Origin of the sequence: Streptomyces sp. NPDC090127, from assembly GCF_044746945.1 — a bacterium.
Classification (GTDB): Bacteria; Actinomycetota; Actinomycetes; order Streptomycetales; family Streptomycetaceae; genus Streptomyces.
In genome coordinates this window covers 1,064,653-1,083,613 of sequence record NZ_JBIVDE010000002.1, presented here as the reverse complement: position 1 = coordinate 1,083,613, position 18,961 = coordinate 1,064,653, and the positions used below count along the sequence as shown (strand labels likewise).

General features: G+C 74.2%; 18 protein-coding genes. 13 read left to right on the top strand and 5 right to left on the bottom strand.

Translation table 11 applies throughout. From position 1 onward, the window contains the following. Positions 1 to 30 precede the first annotated feature (30 nt). The 4 genes from ACIPPS_RS10385 to ACIPPS_RS10370 all read left to right on the top strand — a co-directional run bounded on the left by ACIPPS_RS10385 (position 31) and on the right by ACIPPS_RS10370 (position 5,735). Positions 31 to 2,022, top strand: a complete 1,992-nt coding sequence (locus ACIPPS_RS10385; RefSeq protein ID WP_401429213.1) for a prolyl oligopeptidase family serine peptidase — start codon at positions 31 to 33, stop codon at positions 2,020 to 2,022. Continuing rightward, positions 2,019 to 2,951, top strand: a complete 933-nt coding sequence (locus tag ACIPPS_RS10380) for an LD-carboxypeptidase (protein WP_401429211.1) — start codon at positions 2,019 to 2,021, stop codon at positions 2,949 to 2,951. Before ACIPPS_RS10385 ends, ACIPPS_RS10380 begins: the two co-directional genes overlap by 4 nt. 189 nt (positions 2,952 to 3,140) lie before the next feature. Next, positions 3,141 to 4,892 (top strand): CocE/NonD family hydrolase, encoded by a 1,752-nt coding sequence (locus ACIPPS_RS10375; RefSeq protein WP_401429585.1) that lies wholly within the window; start codon positions 3,141 to 3,143, stop codon positions 4,890 to 4,892. A gap of 150 nt (positions 4,893 to 5,042) precedes the next feature. Next, positions 5,043 to 5,735: a GNAT family N-acetyltransferase gene (locus ACIPPS_RS10370; protein WP_401429208.1), complete on the top strand. Its 693-nt coding sequence runs from the start codon at positions 5,043 to 5,045 to the stop codon at positions 5,733 to 5,735. Positions 5,736 to 5,924: 189 nt separating this feature from the next. Here the strand turns inward: ACIPPS_RS10370 and ACIPPS_RS10365 are convergent, their stop codons facing one another. Both ACIPPS_RS10365 and ACIPPS_RS10360 read right to left on the bottom strand, forming a co-directional pair. After that, positions 5,925 to 7,034 (bottom strand): adenosine deaminase, encoded by a 1,110-nt coding sequence (locus tag ACIPPS_RS10365; protein WP_401429205.1) that lies wholly within the window; start codon positions 7,032 to 7,034, stop codon positions 5,925 to 5,927. Positions 7,035 to 7,101: 67 nt separating this feature from the next. Beyond that, the gene (locus tag ACIPPS_RS10360; protein ID WP_401429203.1) at positions 7,102 to 7,851 is read right to left on the bottom strand and encodes a GntR family transcriptional regulator; all 750 of its coding nucleotides are present in this window, start codon (positions 7,849 to 7,851) and stop codon (positions 7,102 to 7,104) included. Positions 7,852 to 8,027: 176 nt separating this feature from the next. Between ACIPPS_RS10360 and ACIPPS_RS10355 the strand changes: the two genes are divergently transcribed. From ACIPPS_RS10355 to ACIPPS_RS10340, 4 genes are all read left to right on the top strand, one after another. Then, positions 8,028 to 9,455: an MFS transporter gene (locus ACIPPS_RS10355; protein WP_401429201.1), complete on the top strand. Its 1,428-nt coding sequence runs from the start codon at positions 8,028 to 8,030 to the stop codon at positions 9,453 to 9,455. Positions 9,456 to 9,657: 202 nt separating this feature from the next. Continuing rightward, positions 9,658 to 9,780, top strand: coding sequence for a hypothetical protein (locus tag ACIPPS_RS10350; RefSeq protein WP_401429199.1), 123 nt, complete (start codon positions 9,658 to 9,660; stop codon positions 9,778 to 9,780). After that, positions 9,777 to 10,133 (top strand): hypothetical protein, encoded by a 357-nt coding sequence (locus ACIPPS_RS10345; protein ID WP_401429196.1) that lies wholly within the window; start codon positions 9,777 to 9,779, stop codon positions 10,131 to 10,133. The genes ACIPPS_RS10350 and ACIPPS_RS10345 overlap by 4 nt, the downstream gene beginning before the upstream one ends. 206 nt (positions 10,134 to 10,339) lie before the next feature. Beyond that, complete coding sequence (locus ACIPPS_RS10340) at positions 10,340 to 10,933, top strand: GNAT family N-acetyltransferase (protein WP_401429194.1); 594 nt, start codon at positions 10,340 to 10,342, stop codon at positions 10,931 to 10,933. A gap of 83 nt (positions 10,934 to 11,016) precedes the next feature. Here ACIPPS_RS10340 and ACIPPS_RS10335 read toward each other — a convergent pair whose 3' ends face one another. Further along, entirely contained in the window at positions 11,017 to 11,349 is a 333-nt protein-coding gene (locus ACIPPS_RS10335) for a DUF6204 family protein (protein ID WP_401429192.1), read from the bottom strand. Positions 11,350 to 11,408: 59 nt separating this feature from the next. Between ACIPPS_RS10335 and ACIPPS_RS10330 the strand changes: the two genes are divergently transcribed. The 4 genes from ACIPPS_RS10330 (at position 11,409) to ACIPPS_RS10315 (ending at position 15,191) form a co-directional block, all read left to right on the top strand. Continuing rightward, positions 11,409 to 12,314, top strand: coding sequence for an arginase family protein (locus ACIPPS_RS10330; protein ID WP_401429190.1), 906 nt, complete (start codon positions 11,409 to 11,411; stop codon positions 12,312 to 12,314). A gap of 49 nt (positions 12,315 to 12,363) precedes the next feature. Beyond that, on the top strand, positions 12,364 to 14,331 hold the full coding sequence (locus tag ACIPPS_RS10325) for a DUF5107 domain-containing protein (RefSeq protein ID WP_401429188.1): 1,968 nt from the start codon (positions 12,364 to 12,366) through the stop codon (positions 14,329 to 14,331). A 93-nt stretch (positions 14,332 to 14,424) separates the two neighbouring features. Further along, a complete protein-coding gene (locus ACIPPS_RS10320) occupies positions 14,425 to 14,634 on the top strand; it encodes a helix-turn-helix domain-containing protein (RefSeq protein WP_401429186.1) in 210 nt (69 codons plus the stop codon). Then, positions 14,634 to 15,191, top strand: coding sequence for a Clp protease N-terminal domain-containing protein (locus ACIPPS_RS10315; protein WP_401429184.1), 558 nt, complete (start codon positions 14,634 to 14,636; stop codon positions 15,189 to 15,191). The genes ACIPPS_RS10320 and ACIPPS_RS10315 overlap by 1 nt, the downstream gene beginning before the upstream one ends. Positions 15,192 to 15,327: 136 nt before the next feature. Here the strand turns inward: ACIPPS_RS10315 and ACIPPS_RS10310 are convergent, their stop codons facing one another. Further along, positions 15,328 to 15,675: a VOC family protein gene (locus ACIPPS_RS10310; protein ID WP_401429182.1), complete on the bottom strand. Its 348-nt coding sequence runs from the start codon at positions 15,673 to 15,675 to the stop codon at positions 15,328 to 15,330. 21 nt (positions 15,676 to 15,696) lie between these two features. Then, a complete protein-coding gene (locus ACIPPS_RS10305) occupies positions 15,697 to 16,533 on the bottom strand; it encodes a methyltransferase domain-containing protein (RefSeq protein ID WP_401429180.1) in 837 nt (278 codons plus the stop codon). Between the two features lie 413 nt (positions 16,534 to 16,946). Between ACIPPS_RS10305 and ACIPPS_RS10300 the strand changes: the two genes are divergently transcribed. After that, on the top strand, positions 16,947 to 18,797 hold the full coding sequence (locus tag ACIPPS_RS10300) for a transketolase (RefSeq protein WP_401429178.1): 1,851 nt from the start codon (positions 16,947 to 16,949) through the stop codon (positions 18,795 to 18,797). Positions 18,798 to 18,961: the final 164 nt, after the last annotated feature.

Below are 18,961 nucleotides of genomic sequence, written 5' to 3'. Positions count from 1 at the left end.
TCCACCCCCGTCCGCGCAAAGGAGGTCGCGATGGTACCCACGGGCGCCTACGGCACCTGGCCCTCACCGATCGACGCCGCGCTGGCCGCCCGCCACGACGGACGACCCGAGTACGTCGGGGTGGTCGGCGACGAGGTGTGGTGGACCGCGCCCCGCCCCACCGAGGGCGGCAGGCGCGCGCTCGTCAGGCGGCGCGCGGACGGCGCCGAGGAGTCGGTGCTCCCGGCCCCCTGGAACGTCCGCAGCCGCGTGATCGAGTACGGCGGACTGCCCTGGACGGGCCTGGCCCGCGCGGAGGGCGGGCCGCTCGTGGTGTTCGCGCACTTCGCCGACCAGCGGCTGTACGCCTACGAACCCGACGCCCGCGACGGCGCGCCGCCCCGCCCCCTCACCCCCCTCTCCGACATCGGCGGCGGACGGCGCTGGGTCGACCCGGTGCTCCACCCCGAGCGGTCCGAAGTCTGGTGCGTCCTGGAGGAGTTCACCGGCCCCCGGCCCACCGACGTGCGCCGCGTCCTCGTCGCCGTACCCCTCGACGGAACGGCCGCCGACGACCGGGGAGCGATCCGTGAACTCTCCGACGGCCGGCACCGGTTCGTCACCGGCCCCCGACTCTCCCCGGACGGCCGGCAGGCCGCCTGGATCGGCTGGGACCACCCCCGGATGCCCTGGGACGGTACGGAGGTCCTGCTCGCCGACGTCGGCTCCGACGGCGCCTTCGGCCCGGCGCGGACGGTGGCCGGCGGGCCCGGGGAGTCGGTGCCGCAGGTCGGCTGGACCGCCGGCGGACAGCTCCTCCACGTCAGCGACCGCAGCGGCTGGTGGAACCTCTACCGCACCGACCCGGCCGGCGGCGGCGAGCCGGTCGCCCTCTGCCCGCGCCCCGAGGAGTTCGGCGGACCGCTCTGGAAGATCGGCCTCACCTGGTTCCAGCCCTTGGAGAACGGCCTCGTCGCCGTCGTCCACGGCCGCGGGGCCACCGCGCTCGGCATACTCGACCCCGAGAGCGGTGAACTCGTCGACGCCGCGGGACCGTGGACCGAGTGGGCCGCCACCCTCGCCGCGCGCGGCACACGGGTCGTCGGCGTCGCCGCGAGCCCGCGCAGCGCGTACGAGGTCGTGGAGCTGGACACCCGCACGGGCAGGGCCCGGGTCATCGGCTCCGCCCATGAGGACCCGGTCGACCCGTCGTACTACCCCGAACCCCAGATCCGCACCTTCACCGGGCCCGACGACCGCGAGATCCACGCCCACGTCTACCCGCCGCACAGCCCCGACCGGACCCCGTCCGGCCAGGAACTGCCGCCCTACGTGGTGTGGGCGCACGGCGGACCCACCGGGCACGCGCCGCTCGTCCTCGACCTGGAGATCGCCTACTTCACCTCCCGGGGCATCGGCGTCGCCGAGGTCAACTACGGCGGCTCGACCGGCTACGGGCGGGAGTACCGCGAGCGGCTGCGCGAGCAGTGGGGCGTGGTCGACGTGGAGGACTGCGCCGCCGTCGCCGAGGCGCTCGCCGCCGAGGGCACCGCCGACCCGGCCCGGCTCGCCGTCCGGGGCGGCAGCGCGGGCGGCTGGACCGCCGCCGCCTCCCTCGTCTCCTCCGAGGTCTACGCCTGCGGCACGATCATCTACCCCATCCTCGACCTGCTCGGCTGGGCCACCGACGAGACCCACGACTTCGAGTCCCAGTACCTGGAGTCCCTGGTCGGCCCGCTCGCCGACGTGCCCGCCCGCTATCGCGAACGCTCGCCGATCGACCACGTCGAGCGGATCTCCGCCCCCTTCCTGCTGCTCCAGGGCCTCGACGACGTGATCTGCCCGCCCGCGCAGGCCGAGAGGTTCCTCGCCCGGACGGCCGGGCGGGGGATCCCGCACGCCTACCTCTCCTTCGACGGCGAGGGCCACGGCTTCCGCCGGGCCGAGACGATGGTCCGCTCCCTGGAGGCCGAACTCTCGCTGTACGCACAGACCTTCGGCATCCCGCGCCCCGACGTCCCCCTCCTGGAGCTGAAGACGTGACCGTGCCCCCACTCACCCGGCCCGCGCGCCTGCGCCCGGGCGCCCGGGTCGCCGTCGTCGCCACCAGCGGACCGGTCCCCGAGGACCGGCTCGCGGCGGGCCTGGACATCCTGCGCGGCTGGGACCTGGAACCGGTGGTCGCACCCCATGTCCTCGACACCCACGGTGCGTTCGGGTACCTCGCGGGGAGCGACGAGGACCGTGCCCGGGACCTCCAGGAGGCCTGGTGCGATCCCGGGGTGTCCGCCGTGCTCTGCGCCCGGGGCGGCTACGGCGCCCAGCGGATGGTGGACCTGGTCGACTGGGCGGCGATCCGCGCCGCCGGCCCCAAGGTCTTCGTCGGCTACAGCGACGTCACCGCGCTGCACGAGGCGTTCGCCGTACGCGTCGGACTCGCCACCCTCCACGGCCCGATGGTCGCGGCGGCCGGCTTCCTGAAGGACCCGCGCACCCAGGAGTCCCTGCGCGCCACCCTCTTCGCCCCGGAGTCGGTGCGGACCCTCGGCCTCGACTCCGCACGCCCGCTCGCCCCCGGCCGGGCCCACGGCGTCACCCTCGGCGGCTGCGTGAGCCTCCTCGCCGCCGAGCTCGGCACGCCGCACGCCCGCCCCTCGGCCCGTGGCGGCCTGCTGCTCCTGGAGGACGTGGGGGAGGAGCCGTACCGGGTCGACCGCATCCTGACCCAACTCCTGCGCTCCGGCTGGCTGGACGGCGTCGCGGGCGTCGCCCTGGGCTCCTGGGCGGAGTGCGGCCCCTACGCGGACGTCCGCGCGGTCCTCGCCGACCGGCTGGCCGGCCTCGGCGTTCCCGTGGTGGAGGAACTGGGCTTCGGCCACGGTGACACGGCGCTCACCGTCCCGCTCGGTCTGCCGGCGGTGCTGGACGCGGACGCGGCGACCCTCACCCTGGACGTACCGGCGCTGGTCTGAGACGCCGAGCTTCACTGAATCTCCGTCAACAAGGCCTGCCCGGCGCGTTGACGCGGGTATGACACGTGTCACACGATGGCCCCGCCCGGTACTTACCAGTCGGTAATCCTCAGTGTGGAGGCCCCCGTGTCCGTACTCCGTGCGCTGCCGCTGTCCCGCAAGGTCCTTGCCCTGGCCGCGAGTACGGCGATGGCGACCCCGCTCCTGCTCGCCGGACCGGCGAGCGGGGCCGAATCGGGGGCCTCGGCCGAGACCGGGTCCGGGGCCGCGGCGAAGGCCGCGTACACCGTCACCGCGCTGACGTTCACCGTCGAGGCGGGCGGGCGGACCTGCGCGGTCGACGCCGACCTCTACCGGCCGGCCGGGGTGGACGCGGAGCACCCCGCGCCCGCCGTGCTCGCCACCAACGGCTTCGGCGGGAGCAAGGCGGACGGCTCCACGGACGCCATCGGGAAGGCCTTCGCCGAGCGGGGCTACGTCGGACTCGTCTACTCCGGGCTCGGTTTCGGCGCGTCCGGCTGCCTGATCTCCCTCGACGACCCCCGCATCGACGGCCAGGCGGCCGCCCGGCTCCTCGACTTCCTCGGTGGCACCCGGGCCGCCGACGACGGCACCCGCGCGGACTTCGTCACCCGGGACGGCGCGGGCGACCCGCGCGTCGGCATGATCGGCGGCTCCTACGGCGGCGCCGTCCAGCTCGCCACCGCCTCCGTCGACCCCCGGCTCGACGCCCTCGTCCCGCTCATCACCTGGAACGACCTCGCCCACTCCCTCGCCCCCAACGCCGCCGACCGGGAGACCCCCGGTGTCTTCAAATGGCAGTGGGCCAACGGCTTCTACCTGATGGGGGAGGCCCAGCCGCTGCTCGTCCCGTCCCTGGACCCGTCCCGCATCAACAGCCTGCGCTGTCTGCACTTCGTCACCGACGCCTGCGACACCGTCCGGCTGCTCAACTCCGGCCGCTACCCCGCCGCCGACACCCGGAAGATGCTCGACTTCGCCCGGAGCGTCTCCCCGGTCTCGTACCTCGACCGCGTCGACGCCCCGACCCTGCTCGTCCAAGGGCAGTCCGACAGCCTCTTCACCCTCAACGAGGCCCAGGACACCTACGAACGGCTCCAGGCGCGCGGTGTCGAGACCAAGATGATCTGGCAGTCGTGGGGCCACAGCGGAGGGCAGGCGCCCGGCGAACTCGACCTGGGGCAGGGCAATCTGGAGACCAGCTACGTCGGTCGACGCGTCCTCGCCTGGTTCGACCGGTACCTGCGCCGCGACGCGAACGCCGACACCGGCGCGGAGTTCGCCTACTACCGCTCCTGGGAGAGCGGTTACGGCACCGCGCCCACCGTCCCGGCGCTCAGCCAGGAGCTCTACCTCTCCGGCGACGGCAAGCTCGTCGACAACCGCGCCAAGGTCGCCCGCGGATCGCGTACGTACGGCAACTGGCTGGTGCCCACGAGCCACTCCGAGTCCTCGCTCGCCGGCCTCATCGGCCTGCCCGACCCGCGGCCCCACGACGTCAAGGGCACGTACCTCGGCTGGACCGGCGAGCCGCTGACCGCCCCCGTCGACCTCGTCGGGTCCCCCAGGGCCACGCTCCGGGTCGTCTCCCCGCGGACCGAACGCGTCCAGGACTCCGGTGACGCGGCCGACAAGCTGGTGCTCTTCGCCAAGATGTACGACATCGCCCCGGACGGGACGAAGACCCTGGTCAACCGGCTCGTGGCGCCCGTACGCGTACCGGACGTGACCCGGCCCTTCACGGTGGAGCTGCCGGGCATCGCGCACCGTTACGCGACGGGCCACCGGCTGGAGTTCGTGATCGCCGCGAGCGACGACGCGTACTTCGGGAACCGGGGCGTCAAGCCGGTGACCGTGACCGCCGCGCCCGAGGACACCGGCGTCCTGGAGCTGCCCGTTGTCAAGGGCCAGGTGGGGTAGCAGCCAGAAGGGTGGATTCACGCGACCTTCGGGTGTTCTTTACCTGTTCTTTCCCCTCTCCGTGGGCGGCGGGACGGAGACTGTGCCACCGCCTTCGCGCCGTGACGTCGGTGCGGGGCAGCTCCCCCTCGCAGAAGGACCGAAGGCCCCGTGCCACTTCCCGTTGTGCTGTCCGGCCGCACCGTACGGCTGGAACCCCTCGCACCGCAGCACGCCGCCGCGATCGCCGCGGCCGGCACCGAGGACCGTACGACGTACGCGTTCACGCCCGTCCCCCACAGCCTGGACGCGGCGGAGATCTCCATCGAACGTGCCCTGGCCGAACAGGCCGCGGGCCGGGCGCTGCCCTTCGCCGTCGTCAGTACCGCCGAGGGCCGGGTCGTCGGGTCGACCCGGTTCCTGGAACTCGACTACTGGCAGGGGCCGCTGATCTGGCCCTCGGTCCCCGGGGTGCCCCATGGCGACCCGCTCACCGCGGTGCCGGACGCGGCCGAGATCGGCAACACCTGGCTCGTGCCCCGGGCCCAGGGCACCGGCGTCAACACCGAGGCCAAGCTGCTGATGCTGCGGCACGCCTTCGAGGCGTGGGGCGTCCGGCGCGTCTCGATGCGCGCGGACGCCCGCAACCTGCGGTCCCGGGCCGCCATCGAACGGCTCGGCGCCACCTGCGAGGGTGTGCGCCGGGCCCACTCGCGCGGCCTGGACGGCGCCGTGCGGAGCACCGCGTTCTACTCGATCCTCGACGAGGAGTGGCCGAGGGTGCGCGGCATCCTCGAGGCGCGGCTCGCGGCGACGGACACCCGCACGGTCGCCGGCCCCCGAGGGCCACTGGTGCCCGCGTAGGGGACGCCGGGCTCGGCGGGGCCGTCGGCTCGGCGGGGGACCGCAGGCTCGGCGGGGACACCGGTACAGCGGGACCGCCGGCTCGGCCGGGACACCGGGTCGGCGGGGACCCCGGGCCGGCGGGGCCGTCGGCTCGGCGGGGGCGCCGGGCCGGGCCCGCCGAGCGGCCCGGCCCCCCCGCTCCCGGAGCTAGGCAGCCTTGAGCGCCGTGTATCCCGGACGGACGACCTCGTCGATCAGTCGCTGCCGCTCCGGGAGCGGCAGGAAGGCGGCGTCGAGGGCGGCGATCGTGAACTCCTCGAAGACCTCCGGGCCGTAGCCGAAGGCGTCCACCATGTGCTGGAACTCCTCGCTCATGGTGGTGCCGGAGACCAGCCGGTTGTCCGTGTTCAGCGTGATGCGGAAGCCGAGGCGGCGCAGCTCGTCGATCGGGTGTGTGGCGTAGTCCTTGGCGGCGCCCGTCTGGAGGTTGGAGGTCGGGCAGACCTCCAGGGCGATCCGGTTGTCGCGGACGTACGCGGCGAGGTGGCCGAGCGTGCCGTCCTCGGCGATGTCGTCCGTGATCCGCACGCCGTGGCCGATCCGCTCGGTGCCGCAGACCTGCACGGCCTCGTGGATCGACTCGGCGCCGACTGCCTCGCCCGCGTGGATCGTGAAGTGGCAGTTGTGGTGCTTCAGATGCTGGAAGGCGGCCAGGTGGCGGGCGGGCGGGTTGCCTATCTCGCCGCCGGCGATGTCGAAGCCGGCCACCCCCGCGTCCCGGTGGGCGACCGTGAGCCGGGCGATCTCCAGCGAACGGTCGGTGTGACGCATGCCCGTGAGGAGGGCGCGCACGGTGATCCGGCCGCCGGAGCGGCGCTCGCCCTCGCGGAAGCCGTCGTTGACCGCCTCGACGACCTCGTCCAGGGTCAGCCCGGCCGCCAGGTGCTGCTCGGGGGCGTAGCGGATCTCGGCGTAGACGACGCCGTCGGCCGCCAGGTCCTCGGCGCACTCGGCCGCGATCCGGTGCAGCGCCGCGCGGGTCTGCATCACCGCGCAGGTGTGGGCGAAGGTCTCCAGGTACCGCTCCAGCGAACCGGAGTCGGCGGCGTCCCGGAACCAGACCGCGAGCGCGGCCGGGTCCTCGGTCGGGAGCGCGGTGTAGCCGCACTCCCGGGCCAGTTCGACGATCGTGGCGGGGCGCAGGCCGCCGTCCAGGTGGTCGTGGAGGACGGCCTTCGGGGCGCGGCGGATCCACTCGGCGACGGGCGTGGCGGCCGGAGTGCTGAGCGGGGCGGCGAGGTTGTCAGACAAGTGCATGGCGCGGAAGTGTACGCCACGACGGGGGCGGGGCGCTGTGACGCCGGTCGCCCCCTCTCGTGAGGGCTCAGTTCGACTGGAGGACGGGCAGCGCGGGCGCCCCCGTCGGGAGCATGTGCTTGGCGGCCAGGACCGGGATGTCCCCGACCCGCACCACCTGGGTGACGAGGACCGCCGGTGTGTCGGCGGGGCGGCCGAGCTGCTCGCCCCTGCGCTGCCCGACCAGGGTCGCCGTCACGCTGCTGTGCGCCCCGAGCGGCACCCCGCGCGAGGCTCCGGTGAGCACCGCCAGCATCGACGTCCGCTCGGCCGCCGGCTCGGTGCGCAGCGCCTCGGCGAAGGTCGGATGCGCCCGCTCCAGTACGTCGTCGGCCGCCGCCCACTCCTGGCTGAGCGCCGCCGCCGAACCCTCGCCAGCCAGCAGTGACTCCCAGAACCGCAGCTCCGCCCTGGCGGGGGCCAGCAGGTGCTGGGTGGTGAAGTCGGTCGGCTCCTCGACCGCCCGCAGCAGCGCCCGTACCCGCAGCGGCCCGCCCGTCCCGATGAGCTCCTCCAGCGGCTGGATGTGCTCGAAGCCCCGGCGCGGCGGGTGGTCGTTGACGGTCCGGCCGACCCCGCGCCGCACGGAGAGCAGGCCGTCCTCCTGGAGCAGGAGCAGGGCCTCGCGCAGCGCGGGGCGGCTGACGCCCAGCTCGCCGGCGAGCTTCGGCTCGGAGGGGAGGGTCGAGCCCGGGGGATAGGTGCCGTCGTGGATGGCGTCGGCGATCCGCTCGTAGAGCACCACGACCGGTCGTCGCTGCTGTCCGCTGACTGCCACTGCCCCTCCTTGGCCCACTTGTCGGCAAGTGAACGGTATTCCGAATCACAGGTCAAAGGGTCTTGACGTGTGACGCGCGTAGAACTCACTCTGTCTGAGCGCTGCTTGTCAGACAAGCAGTGTTCACTGCCATGACATCCACGACATCACATGACATCCACGGCAAAGGGGCCCACATGTCAGCCACGTCCGACCTCAAGGGCCGCGGGCCCATGCTTCTGGCGATGGTGCTCGCCGTCCTCGGGTACCAGATCAACGCCACGATGCTGAGCCCCGCACTGCCGGATGTCATCGAGCGCCTCGGCACCACCACGGCCGCCGCCGGTCTCTCCCAGACCCTCTTCTTCCTGATGGCGGCCATCGGCCAGGTCACCCTCGCCCGCCTCAGCGACCAGCGCGGCCGCAAGCCGATGATGATCGTCTGTGCCGTCGTCCTGATCGTCGGCAACCTGCTCTGCGTCGTCGCGCCGAACATCGAGATCTTCATCGCGGGACGCATCCTCCAGGGCATCTCGGCCGCGATGTTCACCCTCGCCTTCCTCACCCTGAACCAGCTGCTCACCCCGGCCGGCTTCGGCAAGGCCGCGGGCGTCATCACCGCCGTGAACGGCGGTCTCGCCGGTGTCGACGCCATCGCCGGCGGCCAGATCGCCGACACCATCGGCTTCCGTGGCATCTTCGTCTGCTCGACCGTGATCGCCGTCGCGGGCCTGATCGGCGTACGGAAGTACGTCCCCGACGTCCCGCCCACCGCCACCGACGGCCGCTTCGACTCCCGGGGCATCGCCGCCCTCGCGCTCGGCCTCACCGGCATCCTCGTCGGGCTCGCCCAGGGCGCCGCCTGGGGCTGGACCTCCGTCCTCACCCTCGGCTTCCTGCTGGGCGGCCTGGCCTCGCTCGTCTTCTTCGTCGTCTCGCAGAAGAGCGCGGCCAACCCGGTCATCGACCTCGACGTGCTGGCCTCCCGCCGCGCCTGGCCGCTGCTGCTCACCACCGTCTGCACCCTGGGCGGCGCCTTCGGCGCCATCGCGCTGACCATCCCGCTCTTCTCGCAGGACGCCCGCGTGGGCCTCGGGCTCACCGCGGTGGCCGCCGCCGTCCTCTTCCTCACCCCGATCCAGCTGATCGGGGTGGTCTCCGCCCCGCTGACCGGGCGCCTCGGCCCGAGGATCGGCTGGCGGAAGATCGTGGTGACCGGTGCGATCGCCAACTTCGCGATCTTCCTCCTGGCCACCTTCTTCCTCCATAACGAGTGGATCCTGGTCGCCGCGCTCGCCGCGCTCGGCATCACGTACGGCGGCTTCATGCTCACCGGCCTCAACGGCCTCGCCGTCACCACCGCCCCCAAGGACAAGCCGGGTTCGCTCTCCGGCCTCAACGGTGCCTGCTTCGGCATCGGGGCCTCCCTCGGCATCGCCCTCGCCTCCGCGATGATCACGGCGGGCAGCGACGCGGCCGGCCCGACCGAGGCGGGCTACCAGCACGCCATGTACGCGGCCCTCGCGCTGCTCGGCGTCGGCGTCCTGACCGCGCTGCTCATCCAGCGCCCCGACCCGGCCGAGGCCTCGGACGACGCGCCGCGGCTGGTCCTCGCCCACCACTGAACCGGGGCGGCGCCGCGCCGGAGGCCCGGTCCGTCCGGAGCCACCGACCGGGCACGCCGACGACCGGGCACGCCGACGACCGGGGACGACGGGGAGGCCGCACCCTCACTCGTACGGCCCCTCCCACCGCCCCCGTGCGGGCCGGATCCCGCCATCCTGGTCCCACGGGGGCGGTCGCGTACGACGGAGGAGAGGTCCGGGCATGGGTCCCAAGGGAACATCGAGCGGAGGCCCGGTCTCGATGCGGCTCCATCCGGCTCTCCTCGCCACGACGCCGCGCGACGCGGTCCACGGCTCCCGCGCGGCGACCCGGCGGCGCTCGTGAGGCGGGCGGCGGTCCTGGGAGCCGGCGCCCTCCTCGCCCTCGCGGCGGTGGCGGTCACCTCGGCGGAGGACGCGGTCGCGGCCGAGGGCTCCGCGCCGGCGCCCGTCCGTCCGATGCCCGGCCTCCTGGGCAAGGGCCTCTGGCGGGTCTTCACCGGCCTCGCCCCGCGTACCCGCCTCGACGTCCACGACGTCGGCGGAGGCGACCGGCGGGTGCTCTGGCCGCCGCACTGGCGGGTGTGCACCCAGTACCCGGCCGAGGGCACGGTCCTCGACGGCCGGACGACCGTCGTGGTCGGCGTGGTGAAGCACGGCGAGGACTGCCCACCTCGAGTCCGCTCGGCCCGCCGCTGACGGGGGCTCCGCGACCGCGTCCGGCCCGTACGCCGCCGACCGCGTCCGGCCCGTACGCCGCCGACCGCGTCCGGCCCGTACGGCCGCGGACCGCGTCCGGCCCCGCGCCCGCCCGACCGTAAGGCCGCGGACCGCGTCCGGGCCCGCCCAGCGCGTGGGGTCGCGCGGATCGGCCCCGCTCCCGTCCGCGCCGTAGCCTGGGCGTCATGTCCGACGATCTTGGTCAGTACCTCACCGCCGGTCCCCGCGTCGCTCTGCGCGGCTACCGCCTCGACGACGCCGAGGAGTTCACCGCGCGGGCCCGCGAGAGCCGGGCCGGTCACCGGCCGTGGCTGTTCCCGCCCGACCGGACCGAGGCCTTCGTGCCCTACGCCCGGGCACTCACCGAGGACCCGGCGAGGGCGGGCTTCCTGGTCTGCGAGCGGGGCCGGCGGGGCCGGATCGCCGGGTTCCTGAACATCAACAACATCGTCCGGGGCGCCTTCCGCAGCGGCGCCCTCGGCTACGGCGCCTTCGCGCACGCGGCAGGGCGTGGGCTGATGGGCGAGGCGCTCGGGCTGCTCCTCCCGTACGCCTTCGGCCCCTTGGGGCTGCACCGGCTCGAAGCCAACATCCAGCCGGGCAACGCCGCCTCCCGCGCGCTCGTGCGTCGGGCCGGCTTCCGCCTCGAAGGGTTCTCGCCCGCCATGCTGCACATCGACGGCGCCTGGCGGGACCACGAGCGCTGGGCGATCACCGCGCCGGAGCCGGAGCCGGAGTCGGAGCCGGAGTCGGAGCCGGAGGCGCAGCCGGAGCTGTAGCCGCAGCCGGATCCGGAGCCCGAACCGGAGCCCGAACCGGACCCGACGCCCGCGCCGGACCCGACGCCCCCGTCGGCCGGTGCTCAGCGCTTGTAGTTGATCTTCATTGTGTCCAGGTCGGTCACCGTCGACCTCAGCTCCCCATGGGCGTACCCCAGCTCCGCGAGCGCCGTCTCCACCCGGTCCTCGGCGATCGCGCCCGCCATCTCCTCGCCGTCCGCCGCGTCCGAGACGACGACCAGGCGGTACGAGAAGTGCTTCAGGGTCCTGTCGTAGGAGAGGGAGCCCTCCTCGGTGAACCGCATCGTCTCCAGGCCGTGCGCGTCGACCTCGGCGAGCAGCCGGGTCCGGCTCGGCGCCGACAGAGCCTCGAACGTGCCGCGCACGATCACCCGGTAGGTGTGCTGCGTGCTCATCTCTCTCCGTACTCCCGTCACCGTTGAAGATCCAGAGTACGGCGGCGAGGATGGGCCGCATGCGGAATATCGTGGTGCTCGACGCCCCGTCCAACCTCGGCCTGCGACCGCCGGTCCCCGGCGCCGTCCCCGGTTGCCACAAGCTCGCCGGAGCCCTCCGCGAGAACCGGATCGTGGCCCGGCTCGGCGCGCTGGAGGGCGGTGTCGTCGTCCCGCCGCGCTACGACCGGGGAGACTGGCAGGAGGGCGACGGCGTCTTCAACGCGGCCGCCCTCGCGACGTACACGCGTACCCTCGCCGACCGGATCGAGCGCCACGTACGGGCCGGCGAGTTCCCCGTCGTCCTCGGCGGCGACTGCTCGATCCAGCTCGGCGCCTCCCTCGCGCTGCGCCGGATCGGCCGATACGGACTCGCCGTGATCGACGCCTCCCCGGACTTCCGCCACCCCGGCAACTCCGACCGGGTCGGCGCCGCGGGCGGCGAGGAACTGGCGCTCGCCACCGGGCGCGGCCAGCGGGACCTCACCGACCTGGACGGCCTCGGCCCCTACCTCCTGGAGGAGGACGTCCGGCTCTTCGGCATCCGCGACGCCTACCACGACGATCCCGAACTCGTGGAGTTGCGCGCCCTGAAGGTCCCCGTCGTCACCGTCGCCGACCTGCGCGCCTGGGGTCCGGCCGACCTCGCCGCCGCCACGGTCACCGCCTTCGGGGCCCCGGCCCTCGACGGCTTCTGGGTGCATCTGGACGCCGACGTCCTCGACCCGTCGGTGATGCCGGCCGTCGACAGCCCCGACCCCGACGGCCTGCTGCCCGACGAACTCGCGCCCCTGCTGCGGACCTTGCTCCGCTCCGAGCGCTGCGTCGGCCTCAACGTCACGATCTACGACCCCGATCTCGACCCGGACGGCACCGCCGGGGCGCTCCTCACGGACCTCGTCGTCGCCGCCTTTGCCGAAGCCTGACGGAGAGACCCCCTGGTCAGACGCGCGCCCGCCGTGTTCCATGGGCGCCATGACGACCGTACGACGTGCCGTACTGACCCTGCCCGCGGCCCCGTTGGGCCCGGACAACCCGCTGCCCGCCCTGCGGGGCCTCGACGGAACCCCGACGGTCGACCCACGCGCCACCGAGGAGCTGCCGCGTGACATGGCCCGGCAGCTCGGGTACGCGCCGCTGCGCACCGTGCTGCCCGCCCCGGTGCGCGACGGCTACGGACGCGACCGTGTGCCCACCGAGCTGGACGCCCTCGTCATCGAGAACGACCGGGTGCGGGCGACCGTGCTGCCCGGCCTCGGCGGGCGCGTCCACTCCCTGCACCACAAGCCCACCGGCCGTGAACTCGTGCACCGCAACCCGGTGTTCCAGCCCGCCGCGTTCGCGCTCAACGGCGCCTGGTTCGCCGGCGGCATCGAGTGGAACATCGGCGCCACCGGCCACACCACCCTCTCCTGCTCCCCGGTGCACGCGGCGGTCGTCCCGGCGCCCGGTGGCGGCGAGATGCTGCGGTTGTGGGAGTGGGAGCGGCTGCGCGACCTGCCGTTCCAGGTCGACCTGTGGCTGCCCGAGGGCAGCGACTTCCTCCACGTCGGTGTACGGATCCGCAATCCGCACGAGCGGACCGTGCCCGTCTACTGGTGGTCCAACACCGCCGTCCCCGAGGACCGCCGGATCCTCGCCCCCGCCGACACGGCCTGGTTGCACGGCTACGAGCGCGGGCTGCGCCGCGTCCCCGTCCCGGTCGCCGAGGACGGCACGGGCGTGGCCGAGGACCGCACGTACCCGCGGCGCAGCGTCCTGCCCGCCGACTACTTCTACGACGTCCCGGACGCGGACCGGCGCTGGATCGCCGCGCTCGACGAGCACGGCACGGGCCTCGTGCAGACCTCGACGGATCTGCTGCGCGGGCGGAAGCTCTTCCTCTGGGGCACCGCGCGCGGCGGCCGCCGCTGGCAGGAGTGGCTCACCGCCCCCGGCGCCCCCGGATACGCCGAGATCCAGGCGGGACTCGCCCGGACCCAGCTGGAGCACCTGAGGCTGGAGGGCGGCGCGGAGTTCAGCTGGCTGGAGGCGTACGGTCCGCTGGCCGCCGCGCCCGCGACCGTGCACGGCGCGGACTGGTCGGCGGCCCGTACGGAGGTCGGGCAGGCCCTGGAGGCGGCCCTGCCGCGCACCGCCGTCGACGCGGCGTACGAGGCCTGGCGGGCCGGTCCGGCCGACGCCGAACCGGTCACCGTCCTCGCGACGGGTTCCGGCTGGGGCGCCCTCGAAGTCCTCGCCCAGGGGCACGAGTTGCCCGGGACACCGTTCCCCGCGTCGACCCTGGGGGAGGAGCAGGAGCCCTGGCTCGAACTGCTGCGCACGGGCGTCCTGCCGCCGCTGCCCGACGGCGTCCCGCCCGGCCCGCCGGTCGTCGCCGGCCACTGGCGGGACATGCTGGAGACCGCGCCCGCCGACCCGCTCACCGAGTACCACCTCGGGATCGCCCAGTGGCACGCGGGCGACCTCGCACAGGCGGTACGGAGCTGGGAACGCGGGCTCCAGCAGGAGGGCGTGCGCTGGCCGCTGCTGTACTGCCTGGCCGTCGCCGACCAGGAGGGCGGTCACCGGGCGCGCGCCGCCGAACGGTTCGCCGAGGCCTTCGACGACCTGGCCGCCGACTCGGTGGTGGCCGTCGACTCGGTGGTGGCCGCCGCGCTCGGCCGCGGGGCCGTCGCCGCGCTCCTGGCGGCCGGGTGCGTGGCGCAGGCCCGCGCGCTCCTGGACCGGCTGCCGGAGGAGGTGCGCGCCCGTGGCGCCTTCCGCTTCCTGGCGGCCCGCCTGCTGCTCGCCGAGGGGCGGAAGGCGGAGGCCCGGGCCGTCTTCGACGCGGGCTTCGAGGTCGCGGACCTGCGCGAGGGCGCGGAGGTCGTCGGCGAGGTCTGGTCGGCGCTGACCGACGACCCGCTGCCGGACGCGTACGAGTTCCGGATGCGCCCTTAGGCCGTGTCCGGGCTCTGCTCCCGACAACCTCCCGACACCTCTCCTCTGTCAACCGTGGTTGACAGAGGAGAGGTGTCAACGTAGGTTGACATCATGACCGATGCAACCGATCTCGCCGCGCGGGCCGGGGACCGTGATCCCCGGGTGGGCCTTCGGGCCGTCACCGCCCTGCGGCGGCTCCTTGAGCAGGTGGAGGCCGTCCAGGTGCGCAGCGCCCGCGCCCAGGGCTGGTCGTGGCAGGAGATCGCGGCGGAGTTGGGCGTGAGCCGTCAGGCCGTGCACAAGAAGTACGGGAGGCATTGATGTTCGAGCGATTCACGCGGGGGGCCCGTGCGGTGGTGACCGGCGCGGTGGACCGGGCCCGGGAGCAGGGCGTCCAGCTGGTCACCGAGGAGCACCTGCTGCTCGCGCTGCTGGACGCGCGCGGCACCAAGGCGTCCTTCGCCCTGCGGGCGTTGGGGGCGGCCGACGCGCGGGTCTCCCTGGAGACCGCGCTCGCCGACGCGCGCAGGCGGGGCGGACTGTCGAAGGCCGACACCGAGGCGCTGGCGGGGCTCGGCATCGACGTGCCGGAGATCGTCGCCCGCGTCGAGGAGGCCCACGGGCCGGGCGCGCTCGCCGACGACCGGCGGGAGAGCGCCCGCCGTGCCGGGCGGCCCGCGTTCAGCCGCGAGTCCAAGAGCGTCCTGGAGCGTTCCCTGCGGATCTGCCTCGGCCGCCGCGAGAAGACGATCGGTGACGAGCACCTGCTGCTGGCCCTGACCGCCCGCCCCGGAGTCGTCGCCGAGGCGCTGGCGGACCACGGCGTCACGTACGAGACCGTGGAGCGGACCCTCGGCCGGGACGCTTCCGTCGCCTGAGCGGGCTCAGGCCTGCGCCTGTGGGGCTCAGAGCCGAGCCTGAGCGGGCTCAGGCCTGCGCCTGCGCGGGCTCAGAGCCGCGCCTGCGCGGGCTCAGGCCTGCGCCTGTGGGGCTCAGAGCCGAGCCTGAGCGGGCTCAGACCCGGCGGTCGACGTACTCGAAGACCGAACCGTCCGGGTGGACCGCGATCAGATTGCGGCCCACCGGCGTCGGGACCGGGCCCGCCACGATCTTTGCGCCGGCCTCGGTCAGCGCGGTGAACGCCACCTCCACATCCTGGACGGAGATGGTCGCGGCGACCTTGCGCAGCACCTCCAGCTCCGCTTCCGGCCCACTCGTCAGCAGGAAGCAGCCGACGGCCGCCGCCGACACCCCGCCCCGCTCGAAACGCTGGGCGGGGGCGCCGGTGAGCCGCTCGTAGAACCGCACCGCGGGTTCGAGGTCGTCGACGCAGATACGCAGAGTGGTCCCCAGAATCACCATACGGACGAGCCTAGTTGAGGATCACCGGACCCGGCAGAGGATCTCCCCGTGCGGGACCATGAACCAGCCGTCCTCCCGCTCGCCCCACTCCCGCCACGCGCTCGCGATCCCGGCGAGCGTCTCCGGCGTCGCATGGCCGCCGTCCACCGCCAGCCGCGCGTAGACGGACGCCGTCGTCCGGTCCGCCCACAGTCCGCTCCACCAGGCCCGCTCGTCCGGCGTCGCGAAACACCAGGTGCCCGCCGTCGTCGTGATGTCCGTGAACCCGGCCCGCCGCGCCCAGGCGAACAGCCGTCGCCCCGCGTCCGGTTCGCCGCCGTTGGCGCGCGCCACCCGTTGGTACAGCTCCTGCCAGCGGTCCAGCGCGGGCGAGGCCGGGTACCAGGTGAAGGAGCCGTAGTCGCTGTCGCGTGCCGCGACGACCCCGCCCGGGCGGCAGACCCGCCGCATCTCGTGGAGCGCCCGCACCGGGTCGCCCACGTGCTGGAGCACCTGATGCGCGTGGACCACGTCGAAGGAGTCGTCGGGGAAGTCCAGGGCGTGGACGTCGGCGACCGCGAACTCCACGTTCGTCAGGCCCCGTTCGGCGGCGACCGCTCGCGCCTTGTCCAGGACGTCCTCGGCGGCGTCGACCGCCGTCACCCGCCCCGGCGCGACCAGCGCCGCCAGGTCGGCGGTGATCGTCCCCGGGCCGCAGCCCACGTCCAGGACGTCCAGGCCGGACTTCAGTTCGGGCAGCAGGTACGCCGCCGAGTTCGCGGCGGTGCGCCAGCTGTGCGAGCGCAGCACCGACTCGTGGTGGCCATGGGTGTAGACGGCGGTCTCGTGCGGCCTGGACTCGTCGGAGGCATGCGTCATGACCGGACTCCCTCGGTATGGATGGGTAGGGCAACGCTACGCCCGACCGACGCATGGTGAGACGGGTATCTCGCCATACGGACCACGCGACGAGGAGCGTCGCGAGCGCGGGGCGTGGGCGAACCGGCGTCGGCGGACGCCCGCCCGGTCGCGCGAGCCGGGTCGCGTCCGTCCGCCCGGCCGGAAGGCGGCGGGCATACGGGCCGGTGGCCTGGGTACCCGGGCGGTAGGAAGCCAGGGGCACACGGTCGTCGCCGTCGGCGGCGGCACCGCTTCGGCTCTGGTTCCGCGCGGGTGCGTCGCCCGGATCCGGGCAGGGACCGGGCGACGCCCCCGGTCGAACCGGGCAAGACGCCCCGCCGTACACGTCCGCTCGTCGCCCCAGCGCGCGGGCCCGTGGAGGAAGGATCTCGATGCAGTACGAAACGATGTCCTCGCTCGCCCGGCAGCTGCGCGTCGACGCCGTACGCGCCACCGACGCCGCCGGGTCGGGCCACGCCACCTCTTCCATGTCGGCCGCCGAGATCGGCGCCGTCCTCCTCGCCGGTCACCTCCGCTACGACTTCGACCGCCCCGACCATCCGGGCAACGACCGGCTCGTCCTCTCCAAGGGGCACGCCTCACCGCTGCTCTACGCCATGTACCGGGCCGCGGGCGTCGTCGGTGACCGCGAGCTGCTGACCTTCCGTCGCGCGGGCAGCCTCCTGGAGGGCCACCCCACGCCCCGGCTGCCCTGGGTCGACGTCGCCACCGGCTCGCTCGGCCAGGGACTGCCCATCGGCGTCGGCATGGCGCTCGCGGGGAAGTTCCTCGACCGCGTCCCGTACCAGGTCTGGGTGGTCTGCGGAGACAGCGAGATGGCCGAGGGGTCGATCTGGGAGGCCGCCGAGCACGCCTCGTACAACCACCTCGACAACCTCACCCTGATCGTCGACGTCAACCGGCTCGGCCAGCGTGGCCCCACCCGCCACCAGCACGACCTGGGCGCCTACGCGGAACGCCTGGAGGCCTTCGGCTGGCACACCGTACGGATCGACGGGCACGACGTCGAGGCCGTCGACCAGGCCCTGCGCGAGGCCCGCGCGACCGTGGGCCGGCCCACCGCCGTGCTCGCCGCCACCCGCAAGGGCCGCGGCGTGGCCGCCGTCGAGAACCGCGAGGGCATGCACGGCAAGCCCCTCAAGGACGCCGACGCGGCCATCGCCGAACTCGGCGGCTACAGCGATCTGCGGGTCCAGGTCACCGAGCCGCCCGCCGCACTCCCGCCCCGCCCGGAGCGCGGCGGCCCGCCGGAGCTTCCCCGCTACGAGCTGGGGGAGGAGGTCCCGACCCGTGACGCCTACGGAGCCGCCCTCGCCGCCCTCGGGGAGGCACGCGGCGACGTCGTCGCGCTCGACGGCGAGGTGAGCGACTCCACCCGCACCGAGAAGTTCGCGAAGGCGCACCCCGACCGCTACTTCGAGTGCTGGATCGCGGAACAGCAGCTCGTCGGGGCCGCCGTCGGCCTCCAGGCGCGCGGCTACGTCCCGTACGCCTCGACCTTCGCCGCCTTCCTCACCCGCGCCTACGACTTCATCCGGATGGCGGCCGTCAGTCGGGCCGGGATCAACCTCGTCGGCTCGCACGCGGGCGTCTCGATCGGCCAGGACGGGCCGAGCCAGATGGGCCTGGAGGACCTCGCCATGATGCGGGCCGTGCACGGCTCCACCGTCCTCTACCCGTGCGACGCCCACCAGACGGCCCGGCTCGTCGCGACCATGGCCGACCTGGACGGGGTCCGCTATCTGCGCACCACGCGTGGCGCGTCGCCCGTGCTGTACGGCCCGGACGAGGAGTTCCCGGTCGGCGGGAGCAAGGTGCTCCGCGACCACGGAGAGGACGACCGGGCGACGATCGTCGCCGCGGGGGTCACCGTCCACGAGGCCCTGAAGGCCGCCGACCGTCTGGAGAGCGAGGGCATGCCGGTCCGGGTCATCGACCTGTACTCGGTCAAGCCCGTCGACACCGCCACCCTCGACCGGGCCGCCGGGACCACCGGCTGCGTCCTGACCGTGGAGGACCACCGCCCGGAGGGCGGGATCGGCGACGCGGTCGCCGAGGCGTTCGCCAACGGCCACGGCGGGATGCCGCGGCTGGCCCGGCTCGCCGTCCGCTCCATGCCCGGCTCCGCGACCCCGGAGGAACAGCTCCACGAAGCGGGGATCGACGCGGACGCGATCGTCTCGGCGGTCGAACTGATGCTGGAACGCGTCCTGGTCCGCTGAGCCGGTCACGGGACGCCCCCTCCGGGGCGCGCCCACCCCGGCCCGTTCACCCGGACGGCCCTGGCCGGACGGGCCCCGGACGGCGGGCGGACCCGCCGAGCACCACGCCCCGGAACCCCGTACCGGAGGCGCGGCCGCCGCACCGCTGGAGCGGCGAAGCGCGG

Excerpts from the sequence above, each read along its gene's own strand:
- ACIPPS_RS10375 (WP_401429585.1), top strand. The coding sequence starts at position 3,141 with ATGGCGACCCCGCTCCTGCTCGCCGGACCGGCGAGCGGGGCCGAATCG.
- ACIPPS_RS10310 (WP_401429182.1), bottom strand. The coding sequence starts at position 15,675 with ATGGTGATTCTGGGGACCACTCTGCGTATCTGCGTCGACGACCTCGAA.
- ACIPPS_RS10320 (WP_401429186.1), top strand. The coding sequence starts at position 14,425 with ATGACCGATGCAACCGATCTCGCCGCGCGGGCCGGGGACCGTGATCCC.
- ACIPPS_RS10385 (WP_401429213.1), top strand. The coding sequence starts at position 31 with ATGGTACCCACGGGCGCCTACGGCACCTGGCCCTCACCGATCGACGCC.
- ACIPPS_RS10300 (WP_401429178.1), top strand. The coding sequence starts at position 16,947 with ATGCAGTACGAAACGATGTCCTCGCTCGCCCGGCAGCTGCGCGTCGAC.
- ACIPPS_RS10305 (WP_401429180.1), bottom strand. The coding sequence starts at position 16,533 with ATGACGCATGCCTCCGACGAGTCCAGGCCGCACGAGACCGCCGTCTAC.
- ACIPPS_RS10325 (WP_401429188.1), top strand. The coding sequence starts at position 12,364 with ATGACGACCGTACGACGTGCCGTACTGACCCTGCCCGCGGCCCCGTTG.
- ACIPPS_RS10315 (WP_401429184.1), top strand. The coding sequence starts at position 14,634 with ATGTTCGAGCGATTCACGCGGGGGGCCCGTGCGGTGGTGACCGGCGCG.
- ACIPPS_RS10350 (WP_401429199.1), top strand. The coding sequence starts at position 9,658 with ATGGGTCCCAAGGGAACATCGAGCGGAGGCCCGGTCTCGATGCGGCTC.
- ACIPPS_RS10330 (WP_401429190.1), top strand. The coding sequence starts at position 11,409 with ATGCGGAATATCGTGGTGCTCGACGCCCCGTCCAACCTCGGCCTGCGA.
- ACIPPS_RS10340 (WP_401429194.1), top strand. The coding sequence starts at position 10,340 with ATGTCCGACGATCTTGGTCAGTACCTCACCGCCGGTCCCCGCGTCGCT.
- ACIPPS_RS10335 (WP_401429192.1), bottom strand. The coding sequence starts at position 11,349 with ATGAGCACGCAGCACACCTACCGGGTGATCGTGCGCGGCACGTTCGAG.
- ACIPPS_RS10365 (WP_401429205.1), bottom strand. The coding sequence starts at position 7,034 with ATGCACTTGTCTGACAACCTCGCCGCCCCGCTCAGCACTCCGGCCGCC.
- ACIPPS_RS10355 (WP_401429201.1), top strand. The coding sequence starts at position 8,028 with ATGTCAGCCACGTCCGACCTCAAGGGCCGCGGGCCCATGCTTCTGGCG.